The 12,279-nt window shown below is 42.3% G+C and carries 11 protein-coding genes; 2 read left to right on the forward strand and 9 right to left on the reverse strand.

Annotation, left to right across the window (positions count from 1 at the left end; all coding sequences use genetic code 11):
* Nucleotides 1-29: 29 nt before the first annotated feature.
* The 5 genes from AACW45_RS15450 to AACW45_RS15470 all read right to left on the reverse strand — a co-directional run bounded on the left by AACW45_RS15450 (nucleotide 30) and on the right by AACW45_RS15470 (nucleotide 6,552).
* Nucleotides 30-1,541 carry a GH3 family domain-containing protein gene (locus tag AACW45_RS15450; RefSeq protein ID WP_190633431.1) on the reverse strand — a complete coding sequence of 504 codons (1,512 nt, stop codon included), beginning with the start codon at nucleotides 1,539-1,541 and terminating at the stop codon, nucleotides 30-32.
* Nucleotides 1,542-1,909: 368 nt separating this feature from the next.
* Nucleotides 1,910-3,331 (reverse strand): NAD(P)/FAD-dependent oxidoreductase, encoded by a 1,422-nt coding sequence (locus AACW45_RS15455; RefSeq protein ID WP_190633432.1) that lies wholly within the window; start codon nucleotides 3,329-3,331, stop codon nucleotides 1,910-1,912.
* A 616-nt stretch (nucleotides 3,332-3,947) separates the two neighbouring features.
* On the reverse strand, nucleotides 3,948-5,312 hold the full coding sequence (gene glmU / locus AACW45_RS15460) for a bifunctional UDP-N-acetylglucosamine diphosphorylase/glucosamine-1-phosphate N-acetyltransferase GlmU (RefSeq protein ID WP_190633433.1): 1,365 nt from the start codon (nucleotides 5,310-5,312) through the stop codon (nucleotides 3,948-3,950).
* A 131-nt stretch (nucleotides 5,313-5,443) separates the two neighbouring features.
* Nucleotides 5,444-6,091 (reverse strand): arsenical resistance protein ArsH, encoded by a 648-nt coding sequence (arsH, locus tag AACW45_RS15465; RefSeq protein ID WP_190633434.1) that lies wholly within the window; start codon nucleotides 6,089-6,091, stop codon nucleotides 5,444-5,446.
* Nucleotides 6,092-6,132: 41 nt separating this feature from the next.
* Nucleotides 6,133-6,552, reverse strand: a complete 420-nt coding sequence (locus AACW45_RS15470) for an ArsI/CadI family heavy metal resistance metalloenzyme (RefSeq protein ID WP_190633435.1) — start codon at nucleotides 6,550-6,552, stop codon at nucleotides 6,133-6,135.
* Between the two features lie 85 nt (nucleotides 6,553-6,637).
* On the opposite strand from AACW45_RS15470, the gene AACW45_RS15475 reads away from it, so the two are divergent.
* Both AACW45_RS15475 and AACW45_RS15480 read left to right on the forward strand, forming a co-directional pair.
* On the forward strand, nucleotides 6,638-6,976 hold the full coding sequence (locus tag AACW45_RS15475) for an ArsR/SmtB family transcription factor (RefSeq protein ID WP_190546836.1): 339 nt from the start codon (nucleotides 6,638-6,640) through the stop codon (nucleotides 6,974-6,976).
* A 111-nt stretch (nucleotides 6,977-7,087) separates the two neighbouring features.
* Nucleotides 7,088-8,311, forward strand: coding sequence for an RNA-guided endonuclease InsQ/TnpB family protein (locus AACW45_RS15480; protein ID WP_190633436.1), 1,224 nt, complete (start codon nucleotides 7,088-7,090; stop codon nucleotides 8,309-8,311).
* Between the two features lie 46 nt (nucleotides 8,312-8,357).
* Here the strand turns inward: AACW45_RS15480 and AACW45_RS15485 are convergent, their stop codons facing one another.
* The 4 genes from AACW45_RS15485 to AACW45_RS15500 all read right to left on the reverse strand — a co-directional run bounded on the left by AACW45_RS15485 (nucleotide 8,358) and on the right by AACW45_RS15500 (nucleotide 12,276).
* A complete protein-coding gene (locus tag AACW45_RS15485; RefSeq protein ID WP_190633437.1) occupies nucleotides 8,358-9,194 on the reverse strand; it encodes a sulfite exporter TauE/SafE family protein in 837 nt (278 codons plus the stop codon).
* Between the two features lie 92 nt (nucleotides 9,195-9,286).
* Nucleotides 9,287-10,549 (reverse strand): organoarsenical effux MFS transporter ArsJ, encoded by a 1,263-nt coding sequence (gene arsJ, locus AACW45_RS15490; RefSeq protein ID WP_190633438.1) that lies wholly within the window; start codon nucleotides 10,547-10,549, stop codon nucleotides 9,287-9,289.
* Nucleotides 10,550-10,594: 45 nt separating this feature from the next.
* Nucleotides 10,595-11,611, reverse strand: coding sequence for an ArsJ-associated glyceraldehyde-3-phosphate dehydrogenase (locus AACW45_RS15495; RefSeq protein WP_190633439.1), 1,017 nt, complete (start codon nucleotides 11,609-11,611; stop codon nucleotides 10,595-10,597).
* A gap of 194 nt (nucleotides 11,612-11,805) precedes the next feature.
* Nucleotides 11,806-12,276, reverse strand: coding sequence for a phosphatase domain-containing putative toxin (locus AACW45_RS15500; protein ID WP_190633440.1), 471 nt, complete (start codon nucleotides 12,274-12,276; stop codon nucleotides 11,806-11,808).
* Between the last annotated feature and the right edge of the window lie 3 nt (nucleotides 12,277-12,279).

Below are 12,279 nucleotides of genomic sequence, written 5' to 3' on the forward strand. Positions count from 1 at the left end.
TAAATAAATAAATGCGATTTATAAATATTTTAATTGAGAGATTTTAATGCTAATAAAATTTCCTGGCTCATAGCCGTTGTTGCTAAAATTGGATGCTTAATACCTCCCCAAACACTACCTTTTTGCAAGCGAATTGAGGTTAATAATTCAGGAATTTGGGCGGAAATTAATACTTCTGGTGGTGCAAGTTGACCGAGCGATCGCGCTAAATTGTAATGGTAAGACTCTGCTAAAGCTATATCTAATTGTTGGGCAATCATTTCCGGGGTTTGCTGTGCTGAATCCAGTAACAAAATATAGTGGGGTGGGTTAGTAACAGGAACCAAACTCTGAAAATGAGTTCCTTGCAAGTTCAGGCGATTTAAAGCATCCTGTACAAAGCTGGCTTGTAACTTTTCTCCTACTAAATCGCTGATATCTTGACTTCGTCCGATAAATTCTAAACAGGGTGTTTGACGATAATAGTGAGTCACGCGGATGCGATCGCCTAGACGATAACGATAAAGACCACCCTTCTGAGATAATATAATCGCGTATTCCTTGCCAATACTCAGTTCGTGTAAACTCTGCAAACAGCCAGTATCATCCTCAAACTCAAAAAACACTTCATCCAACACCGGAACATAACCCCCCGCAGCAATTAAGGGAATTGTCATCGGTGCTTCCGTGGCGAGTAAACCCTTACCCTGAACCAATACACCAGGAAACTGCAATCGCAATCCCTTGGCTTGATCTGCGGCTTTGGCGCTATCCCAGCAGGAAATCAGCTTTAAATTTGCCCATAGCTGCATCCAGGGAATATTTTCTGATAAGAGAATTTGTAAGCGATCGCCTGATATGATTCCTTGTAATTCTCTGTGCAATAACTCCCGATTTTCTTGAATATAATTTAAATGTACTTGTAAAAAACTCGGACTCCACACCGAAATAATTTCTAAATTCTCTGCCTGTAATAAAGCTAAAGCCAACTGATGTTTAAATTCTTCCATGTTATGCAGGCGATTTAGTCCTTTTGGCATTACCAACCAAGGACGCAGCAACCAACGCAACCATCCATCTAAATAATCTAAATCATCTTGTAAAGATTGGGAATTACCCACATTTAGCTGTGGCGAGATAGAAGCGTATATTTTCCCTGTAGAAAATTTTGGCCCATGTACAATTAAATCGTGCGCCCAAACACAAAACATCTGATTAAACGAGCGCCGCAAAGATTGAGTATAGGGAATCCATTTAATCGCCCCAGTACTACCAGAGGTTTTTTCATAAAATAAAATCGGTTCTGGGGTGAGGGGAATTTGTTGACGTTTTTCCTGCCCTAAAATCCAGGGTTCTAGCCCATCGTAATCAACTATCGGTACAGCTTGCCAATCTGCTAGAGAACGAATTCCTAAAGTTTTACCATACTCGCTTTTAATTAGGCGATCGCAAATTTCCCTCTGCACAGATATCTGCGTTAACTCCGGATAATCCAACGCTTGCGTAAAGCGTCGGTAAGCCCCTGCAAAAAGTTGCCCAAATAGTTGAATAATCGGACGCATGATTCCCAAGTACAGTAGTTAAGTTAAATGTTAGCTTGAAAATGGGGGCTAGGGACTGTTTTCAAACCTTAAATTAGACTTCAATGTAGGTTGGGTTGAGGAACGAAACCCAACATTTATGTTACTTCGTTGTGTTGCTTTCACCTCAAGTAACCTACTTTTGGAGTTTCCCAGCAATAGGGGCACGGCATCGACAATCTTCTGGTAAATATAATAATCTTACTGGTGCCGTGCCCCTACTTTGGATCTGTGGTTCAATTACTAGGAAACTGCTGTAAAAGCAGAATAGAGGCACAATATATTGTGCCTCTACAATTATGTCTTTTGCTTAATCAAGGGTATATTTTTACATCCTTGATTAAGCATAGTTACACTTTCGTCAAGAATTTATTACCGTTATTGTTAACATCATTAACATTATTCACCGCCTCATTATTCACCGCTTCATTGTTAGCAGTGTTATTGTCAACAGCGTCATTGTTAGCACTTTGGACAGTCACAAAATTTTCTCGACCGGTAATTAATCTAGAGCGACGATTTCGAGTGATGTAATTCCACGCCCACTGAAATACTACGAGTAATTTAGTGTCAAACTCAATTAAGAAGTAGATGTGAATGATTAGCCAAAATACCCAAGCTAAGAAACCTGTGAGTTTAAGCGGGCCTAAATCTACAACGGCTAAATTTTGCCCAATCATCGCCAAACTACCCACGTGGTTGTAGTGGAATGGTGGCATTGTATAGCCTTGAATCCGTAGTTGAATAAGTTGAGCTACATATTCACCTTGTTGTTTGGCTACAGGTGCAACACCAGGTAAGGGGTTACCATCTTGATGGGAGAAGTTACCTAAATCTCCCACAACGAAAATGTTTTTATAACCCTTGATAGTCAAGTCTGGTTCAACAATTACTCGTCCAGTGCGATCGCATTCTACACCTGTACGTTCTGTCAAGACTCTCCCCATTGGTGAACCTTGAACACCAGCAGCCCACAATATAGTTTTTGAAGTAATAGAAGTTAATTCATTGCCTTTTTTGAAAGTAACGATATCATTTTCAATATTGGTAACTCTGGTGTTAAGTTGGATTTCCACACCCAACTTGCGTAAAGATTTGGCTGCCACTTTCGATAAATCGGGCGCAATGTGTGGGAGGATGCGATCGCCACCTTGTAATAAAAGAATTTTCGCTTCGGAAGTGTTGATGTTGCGGAAATCTTCGGTGAGAGTTTTGTATGCTAATTCCGCGATCGCACCTGCTAATTCTACCCCTGTAGGGCCACCACCAACAATCACGAAAGTCAATAAAGCCCGGCGTTTTTCGGGATCGGTTTCCTTTTCCGCCGCTTCAAATGCAGAGAAGATTCGGCGACGCATTTCAATCGCATCTTCTACAGTTTTCAAGCCAGGTGCTAAATCTTTCCAGTTATCTTTACCAAAGTAGGAGTGGTTAGCACCAGTGGCGACAACTAAGGTATCGTAAGGTACGACATGACCGTCCAAAATCACTTTTTGTGCTTGAGGATCGATATCTGTTACTTCTCCCAACATCACACGTGTATTCTTACTTTTGCTGAATACAGCTCGTAATGGAGAGGAAATATCCGCAGGTGATAAAGTACCCGTAGCAACTTGATATAAAAGCGGTTGAAATAGGTGAAAATTACGTTTATCGATGAGAGTAATTTCTACATTTGCATGAGCTAGAGTCTTGGCTGTATAGAGTCCGCCAAATCCTCCACCAATGATTACAACCTTATGTGGTGCTTTTTTTTCAAATGAAACTACCATAAGAAGTATTTCCTTGTGTTAAGGGAGTTGTAACTTTTCTTTACAAACATCTAACAACAGGAAAATCAAAGTTACCGTTTATTAAGAACAATTGAAAAAATTATAAAAGTATTCATCTGTTACAGAAATTTTTAGATTTAACGATTATTAACGGGGAACGGGAAACGGGGAACAGGGAATGGGGAATGGGGAATGGGGATTTGAGCAAGCGTCAATCAATTTTAGATTTTGCGAAAAGTCTAGCCAGTGCGTTCCTGTCGCCTTGCGTCTCTAAGCATCTGGCGTCACCAGATCAGGCTTCCTTAGGGACTTCCAAATAAAAAAATATCCCAGTATTTATTGTGGGGTGGACATCTTGTCCGCCCAGTTTATGTGGCGGGCAAGATGCCCGCCCCACAAGATGGAATAATTTATTTCTTGGAAATCCCTTAGATATGAACTGTTCAAGCTAGCCAACCAAGGATGAAAATCTGTCTTTCCCATGCCTCATGCCCCATGACGCCAGTTGCTACAACGCGGGAAACCCGCGCAACGCACTGGCTCCCCCATGCCCACTCGCCCTGAGCGAAGTCGAAGGGATGCCCCATGCCCAATGCCCATTTGGCAAATCTATTTTTTAAGGCTTATTCTCAGCGCTTTTATTGCGCCAACCTGGTTTAACTACCTGACGCGCACGGGCGATTACCAGCGCATCATCAGGGACATCTTCTGTAATTGTTGAACCGGCGGCGACGTAGACATCATTACCCAAGGTGACTGGTGCAACTAAAACGCTATTAGAACCAGTTTTAGTGCGATCGCCAATTTTGGTTGGGTGTTTTTTCACACCGTCATAGTTAGCAGTAATTGTACCAGCACCGATGTTAACCTTTGTACCAGCAGTGGTATCGCCTAAATAAGACAAATGAGCTACATTAGTGCGATCGCCTAATTGAGTATTTTTCAATTCTACAAAATTACCAATACGGCAGCCTGCACCAACTTTAGCCTGACCGCGTAAATGGCTATAGGGGCCAATCTGGCTTCCCGCTTGCACAAAGCTATCCCTAATTACGGAATACTGTACGGTAACATTTTCACCCACCTGGCTATTTTCAATTAAACTGCCAGGGCCGATGCGGCTTCCTGCTTGAATTACAGTATTACCACGTAGGTGAGTTTGGGGTTCAATAATTACATCTGGTTGTAATTCAACAGTGTCATCAATGGTAATGCTATGAGGATCGATCAGCGTCACACCCGCCAACATCCATTTTTCTTTAACTCTGGTTTGTAAAATATCGTAGGCATTTGCTAGTTGTAAGCGATCGTTAATGCCAAGAATTTCTTGATAATCGTGGACATCCACCGCCATCACTTTGCCTACTTGCGTGACTGCATCGGTGAGATAGTATTCTTTTTGACTATTATTTGCTTCTAAATGGGGCAGCACTTTAGCTAAATTTTGCCACCGGAAGCAATAAACCCCCGCATTAATCCGGCGATTTTGCCTTTGAGCGCTGGTGCAATCTTTATCTTCCACAATTTGTTGCACTATATTTTCACTATCGCAAAAAACTCGCCCGTAACCTTTAGCATCAGGCAAGTATGCAGTGAGAATCGTGGCATCATTTTGATATTCTTGGTGAGTTTGCCAGAGATTTTCCAGGGTTTGGCTAGTTAATAAGGGTACATCACCGTTTAAGACAATTAAATCCCCTGTATAATCTTCTAAATAAGGCAGTAATTGCTGGATTGCATGACCAGTTCCTTTTTGTTCAGTCTGTTCGACAAACTCTAAACCAGGAATTGGCTCCATAGCAGCTTTCACTTCCTGTGCCTGATATCCGACAATTACTAACCGCCGTGAAGGAGAAAGAGGTTCTACACTGTGAATCACTCTTTCAACTAGCGATCGCCCACCCAAAGAATGTAATACTTTGGGCAGGTTTGATTTCATCCTTGTGCCGCGTCCCGCCGCTAGAATTGCTACAACTACCATAACTTAGCTTTCAGCTATTAATGAATTGCGCTATCGCGCTTGGTGTTTTGAGATTGAGCCTCAAATATTACCAGCTAATCATCATAGACTGAAATACTCAGTCATAATTCATTAGATCCATATCAAAGCTATTACCGCAGAGCTTGGTTTGCTACTTCAATTATCTGTTTTGCGGCTTTCTCCTTGCGTTCGCTGTAGCGATCGGTGAGGTAGTCTACTTTGTCTCGGAGCAACAGAGTAAACTTATAAAGTTCTTCCATCACATCCACAACGCGATCGCGGTAAGACGAATCTTTCATGCTACCATCCTCGTTAAACTCCTGATAAGCTTTAGCCACCGAGGATTGATTGGGAATAGTAAACATCCGCATCCAGCGCCCCAGAATTCTCAAGGTGTTGACAGCGTTGAAAGACTGCGAACCACCACTGACTTGCATCACAGCCAAAGTTCTCCCTTGCGTCGGGCGAACAGCTCCAATATTTAGAGGAATCCAGTCAATTTGATTTTTCATAATCCCAGAAATCTGACCGTGCAGTTCCGGGCTACACCACACTTGTCCTTCTGACCATTGGCTTAATTCGCGCAACTCTTGCACTTTGGGGTGAGTGTCGGGAACGCTACCGTAAATTGGTAATTCCCTGGGATCGAAAAACTTTACCTCTGCGCCAAATTCTTCAATGATGCGAGCCGCTTCCTCTGCTAACAAGCGGCTATAAGAACGCTCGCGCAGAGAACCATACAAAAACAAAATTCTGGGGGGATGGTCAAATGTTGTCATAGAGATTCCACATACAGATTAAATAAGTGCAGAGCTACAAACTAAGAACAGGCGCAGCTTTTAGTGCTGACTTCTACAGGTTTGATATCCCGCACTTGGGAGTCACTCAAAACTTTATAAATCTCCCAAGGTGCGCCATCTGGATCTTGCACCCATACTTTATCTTGCAGAGCATAGCAACAAGTTACTTGCTCTTCTGTTCGCGTTTCTAGTCCCAGTTGTTGCAGGCGTTCGGTTGCTATGTTGACTTCCCCAGTTGTTTCTACTTCCACACCTAAATGGTTAAGAGTTCCAGCCGCTTCCGGATTCTCAATCAATACTAATTTGAGCGGTGGTTGAGCGATCGCAAAATTCGCGTAACCAGGACGGCGTTTTGCTGGTTCAGTACCGAAAAGCTTGCTGTAGAATTCAACCGCAGCATCAATATTACTTACATTCAGCGCCAGTTGTACGCGGGACATCGCAGTTCTCCTTAAATTGATAGTCATCAATATTTATGTATATCTATATATTGCCAACTATATTGATAAGTGTCAATATATAAGTATGAATTCTGCAAACTCTACTTCAAGCTGTTGTTCTTCCCTGTTGCAAAACCTATTGCAGCCAGATGAAGCCGCCCAAATGGCGGCGTTATTTCGCGTACTGGGCGAATCGGCTCGGTTACAGTTGCTCAGTTATATTGCAGTTCAACCTGCACAAGAAGCTTGTGTTTGCCAATTGGTAGAGCCACTGGGTTTATCTCAACCTACTGTCAGCCATCATCTCAAGGTGTTGTATGAAGCTGGCTTGCTAGAGAAGGAACGACGCGGTACTTGGATTTACTATCGATTAGTACCAGCAAGGTTTGAAATATTACGAAAAGCTCTAACCTTTCCAGATTGAACTAATTATCTAGCACAAGCTAGAAGAATCCCGCTACACCGAAGGTTAGCGGGAGATGAATAGCGGTCAAAAACTCCTTGGTATTCTAATTGATAGAAATTAAGTAAAAGCATGATAGTCTACGAAGCAAAAGCACAAGCAACAAAAGAGCAGTTACTCAAGATAAATGAAGTCTTGAGAACTGCTCTTTTTGTGCGTAATTCTTGCTTGCGCTATTGGTTAGATGGTCATGCAAAAACTGGATTTGAGTTAAATAAGTACACGAAAGTTTTGTCAGACAATCCTGACTTTCCTTGGGTATCAAAACTGAACTCAACGGCAAGACAAGCAATGGCAGAACGAGTGTGGGCAGCAATTTCAAGATTTTTTGATAATTGCAAGAAAAATATTCCAGGCAAAAAAGGATTCCCAAAGTTTCGGAGATTTCAAACCAGATTCTCTGTTGAATATAAGCAATCAGGTTGGTCACTTTCTGATTGTCGTCAATTCATAACATTTACAGATAAATTTGGTGTGGGAACGATGAAATTGATGGGCAGTCGTGATCTTAATTTCTATCAGATAAACCAGATAAAACGGGTAAGAATTGTTCGTCGTGTTGATGGAATATACATTCAATTTTGTATGGACCACGACAGGAAGGAACAATTAGAATCCACAGAGAAAACTTTGGGGATTGATTTGGGTTTAAACCACTTCCTTACTGACTCTGATGGTAATAAGGTTGGCAATCCTCGGTATCTGAGGAAGTCTGAAAAAGCATTAAAAAAGGCACAACGAAGATTGTCTCGTTGTGCCAAAGGGTCTAAAAATCGTGCCAAAGCACGAATTAGATTAGGAAGAAAGCACCTCAAAGTTACACGCCAGCGTAAAGATTGGGTAGTGAAATTAGCTCAATGCGTGGTGAAGTCGGCAGACATCGTGGCGTATGAAGACTTGAAGGTGCGAAATATGGTAAAGAATCATCATCTTGCAAAGAGTATTTCTGACGCGAGTTGGTCAATCTTTACCAATTGGTTGGAATATTTCGGCAAGGTATATGGGCGAGTTGTGATAGCTGTACCTCCTCACAATACGACGATTAATTGTAGTAATTGTGGGCATCCAGTACACAAAACATTGAGTACTAGAACGCATATTTGTCCTGCCTGCTCACATCACGAATGCCGTGATATTAATGCCGCAAAAAATATCCTCAATAGAGGATTAGAAATGATTAAAGATACCGATGGGCTGTCGGGAATTCAACACGCCTCTGGAGAGTCTGATCCCTGCTCAAAGAAGGTAACTTCTGTGAGTAAATCATCTCGCAGAAAGAGGAAAGTTCAACAGTAATGTTGGAATCTCCCGCTACATTGCTTGCAATTAGCGGGAGAGGAGGTCAAGAATTGTGAGATTTAGCTTTGTGAAACACTCGAAACGCAGAGACATTTAAAATTACCCCTAATGTAACTTTGAGTACTGACGCAGGAACAACCCCAACAAGCATTCCGCCAATAACTGCGCCAATTACCGAACCCACTCCCATAGGCGCGACGGTATTCCTCAAAGCTGCACGGTTTGCAAATGCCCCACGACTGGCATATTTCACAACTCCCACCAGTACTGTGGGTAAGCTAACCAAAAGACTAGCTGTACCTGCTGTTTTAATGTCTGCACCAAAAGCAAAAACCAGTGTTGGAATAATTATTTCACCACCTGCAACCCCAAGGAGACTGCTTACCAGCCCAATTGCCAAACCAAACAAAATACCTGCTCCAATGCGCCAAACCAAGCTGGGAGGTAGAAGGGCTGGTATTTGTTGGGGAAGAAAACCTTCAACTATTAGGGCAACGCCAATTAAGACTAATAGCACTAAGATAATTTTCTCAAGCTGCTCATTTGAAAGCTTTCCTGCCATTGCTGCGCCAAAAAAGGCAGTAATAACTGCTCCGCAAATTAAGGACAAAACCGCAGGTAACAACGGAATAACTGAGCTAAAGGAGAGCGTACTACCCCGAATTGCTAGAGATGCAGCAATTGTCACCAAGCTCACAGCTAGGTTTAGGGGTACAGCTTGCCGTACTGAATAACCCAAGACACCAGCTAATACTGGTAGTCGAAACTCTGCACCCCCCAAGCCAATTAATCCTCCTAACACCCCAATCGGTACAGAGTAGAGAAAGGATAATTGCAAAAGACGCGATCGCTCTAGTGCAGATGAGTTATTCTTGTCCATCAACGTTCTGCCTTTTAGAGCTTAATCATACAGTTTTACAGGGACTGGATCTAGTGCCAAATAATTTAATAATTTGGCGCTAGACAACTGTTTTAATCTCCATCCCCTGCTTTCCAGGCGATCGCTTTACTTGGTTGAGGATTGGGTAGCTTGAGAGTAATTAATGCAGCTGCTAATACAAATAACATTGATGTCCACAGACAACCCACTAAACCGAAAAACTGATATATCAAACCTGATAAAACAGTACCAGCTAATCGACCACCTGAGTTTGCCATGTAATAAAAACCAACGTTCAGCGCTACCTTATCATCATCAGTAAAAGCCAACACTAAATAAGAGTGAACTGCTGAGTTAAAAGCAAACACAATGCCAAAAATCAAGAGTCCGCCAACGATCGCAATATTTGCAGGTATACCTAATTGGAGAGCAAGAGCGATCGCAGCTGGAACTGCTGTTAAAGTAAATGTCCAAAACTGGATAGTCTTTGATTGTGGTGGACGACCAGAACCAAATCGCTGAATTAGCGTTGGCGCTAAGAACTGAATCATGCCATAACCAATTACCCAACAAGCTAAGAATCCACCGACCTGATAGAATGACCAGCCCAAAACGCTACGTAAAAATACTGGTAATCCTACAACAAACCACACATCCCTAGAGCCAAAGAGAAAAAATCGTGCAGCCGAAAGAATATTAATCTCTTCACTCTTAGAAAACAGTTGACTAAACTTGACTTTCTTCTTGATTTTGCCCATCCCTTTAGGCAGCATTAGCCCAGAAAACATAATCAAGGCAAGTCCCCCGGCCATAATCCACAGGGAATTGATGAAGCCAACCCCAGCGAGGAGAGCGCTACCAAGAAAGAAACCAACTCCTTTCAGAGCATTCTTAGAACCAGTCAGCACCGCCACCCATTTAAACAAAGATGATTGAGCATCCTGGGGTACCACCAACCGAATGGCACTTTTAGAACTCATCTTGGTTAAGTCTTTAGCAATCCCAGAAAATGCCTGTGCCACCATCACATAACCAACTGCAATCCACTGTACCCAATCTGGATTTAGGAAGGACAGCATGACTAGTGAAAAAACCTGTAATCCGATGCCGCTATAAAGTGTTACCTTCAATCCCAACTGAGAACCAATCCAACCGCCTAAAAAGTTTGTGACAACTCCGAAGACTTCGTAGAACAAAAACAGAAAGGCAATTTGTATTGGGGTATAGCCAATTTGGTTGAAATATAGCAACACCAGCATTCGCAAGGCACCATCAGTTAGGGTAAAGCCCCAGTAGGCGAGGGTGACTAGGATATAGTTCTTGAAATTGGCACTATGAGCTGTAGTAGAAGCCATGAGGTAATAGAGATTTAACGCAGAGTATTTCTAAATCAGAAGATTTCACGCTATAAAATTCAAAGCCACCTTACGGGCGAGTTCAACCATCCGGTTGGCATAGCCCCATTCGTTGTCATACCAAGCAAGTATTTTCACTTGCGTCTCATCTACCACCATTGTGGAGAGAGCATCGATAATGGAAGAACGAGGATCATCTTTGTAGTCAATAGATACCAAAGGACGCTCTTCATAGCCCAAAATGCCTTTAAGAGGTTCTTGCTCAGAAGCAGCTTTCAGCAAACTATTAATTTCTTCTACTGTGGTAGATCGCGCAACTTCAAATACACAATCTGTTAAAGAAGCGTTGAGTAATGGCACTCGTACTGCTAAACCATTGAGTTTGCCATTGAGTTCGGGATAAATTAAGCCGATCGCAGTTGCCGATCCAGTACTAGTAGGAATTAGAGATAAACTGGTAGCTCTTGCCCGTCGCAGATCCTTGTGTGGCGCATCTACGATGGTTTGAGTATTAGTATTATCATGAATTGTGGTAATAATTCCATGTTTAATCCCCAAACCTTCATGGATTACCTTCACAACTGGAGCTAAACAGTTAGTTGTACAAGAAGCCGCAGTTAGCAGATGATGCTTATCTGGGTCATAAAGTTGATCGTTAACCCCCATAACAATATTCAGGGCTTCTTCCTTCACTGGAGCAGCTACAATTACCTTTCGTACCCCTCGCTTAAAATAAGGGTTTAGGGTAGCGGGAGTCCTAAACTTACCGGAGCATTCCAGTACAATATCAACGCCTAAGTCTTCCCAAGGGACATCACCAGGTTGGGAATATTCACTAAAGCTTAAGGGTGTACCGTCAATGAGAATGCGTTCTCCCTGTGCTTCTACTTCTGGTGTCCAACGTCCATGAACAGAATCGAACTTGAGTAAATGAGCGGCCGCTTCTGCTCCACCTTTAATCTCATTAATATGGACAAATTCTAATTCTGTCCAACCCCATGCAGCACGCAGAGCCAGCCGTCCCATCCTACCGAATCCATTAATAGCAATACGAATGCTCATTACTTTTCCTACCGTTAATTAAAAAAATATGATTGTCTTGTCAAAAGCTTTGCTCTCTACCTACGTCGTCACCAGCAACGATTAGTAGGTGATACCAATTTGAAAATGATTGCGACAGATGGAAATCTGAAACGCTTATCCAATAGATGTTTCACAATCCAAAATCTAAAATCTAAAATCCAAAATGGTATGAGTTATGTTATTTGTCTATCCTGCTCTAATTCTTGTAGAAATTTGTGTTGGTTTTCTCGCAGTTCGATTTCGGGATTTGCACGCCTAATCGCCTCGATGACATCGTTATAAGATGAGCCAGTACAAATCAAGTAAGTAGCTAGCATTGTTCCCGTTCGCCGTCTACCATTGGTGCAATGAATTGCAACAGCGTTACCAAGGTTATTTTGGTTGTCAACGAAATTTTGTAAATCATGAATTTGCTCTTGGCTGGGTGTCGTACCACCTTTAATTGGCAACCACAGATAAGGAATATTTGCCGTTTGATATAAATCTAAGTTAGAGGGATCATCCATAACGGAGATAATTGCCTGTACACCTGCGGTTTGTAACTCTGTCAACTCCTCTGCTATAGGCTTGCGAACACCTGCTAGTTTTCCTGGAATTACCCACCACAGGTTTTCTAAAATCGGTTGAATTGTTTCTTGCTCCATTGG

The organism is Calothrix sp. FACHB-168, assembly GCF_963889195.1.
Classification (GTDB): domain Bacteria; phylum Cyanobacteriota; class Cyanobacteriia; order Cyanobacteriales; family Nostocaceae; genus Aulosira; species Aulosira anomala_A.

What these genes read in the sequence shown, in the direction of transcription:
- AACW45_RS15450 (WP_190633431.1), bottom strand. Translation starts at nt 1,541, where the DNA reads ATGCGTCCGATTATTCAACTATTTGGGCAACTTTTTGCAGGGGCTTAC.
- AACW45_RS15455 (WP_190633432.1), bottom strand. Translation starts at nt 3,331, where the DNA reads ATGGTAGTTTCATTTGAAAAAAAAGCACCACATAAGGTTGTAATCATT.
- glmU (WP_190633433.1), bottom strand. Translation starts at nt 5,312, where the DNA reads ATGGTAGTTGTAGCAATTCTAGCGGCGGGACGCGGCACAAGGATGAAA.
- arsH (WP_190633434.1), bottom strand. Translation starts at nt 6,091, where the DNA reads ATGACAACATTTGACCATCCCCCCAGAATTTTGTTTTTGTATGGTTCT.
- AACW45_RS15470 (WP_190633435.1), bottom strand. Translation starts at nt 6,552, where the DNA reads ATGTCCCGCGTACAACTGGCGCTGAATGTAAGTAATATTGATGCTGCG.
- AACW45_RS15475 (WP_190546836.1), top strand. Translation starts at nt 6,638, where the DNA reads ATGAATTCTGCAAACTCTACTTCAAGCTGTTGTTCTTCCCTGTTGCAA.
- AACW45_RS15480 (WP_190633436.1), top strand. Translation starts at nt 7,088, where the DNA reads ATGATAGTCTACGAAGCAAAAGCACAAGCAACAAAAGAGCAGTTACTC.
- AACW45_RS15485 (WP_190633437.1), bottom strand. Translation starts at nt 9,194, where the DNA reads ATGGACAAGAATAACTCATCTGCACTAGAGCGATCGCGTCTTTTGCAA.
- arsJ (WP_190633438.1), bottom strand. Translation starts at nt 10,549, where the DNA reads ATGGCTTCTACTACAGCTCATAGTGCCAATTTCAAGAACTATATCCTA.
- AACW45_RS15495 (WP_190633439.1), bottom strand. Translation starts at nt 11,611, where the DNA reads ATGAGCATTCGTATTGCTATTAATGGATTCGGTAGGATGGGACGGCTG.
- AACW45_RS15500 (WP_190633440.1), bottom strand. Translation starts at nt 12,276, where the DNA reads ATGGAGCAAGAAACAATTCAACCGATTTTAGAAAACCTGTGGTGGGTA.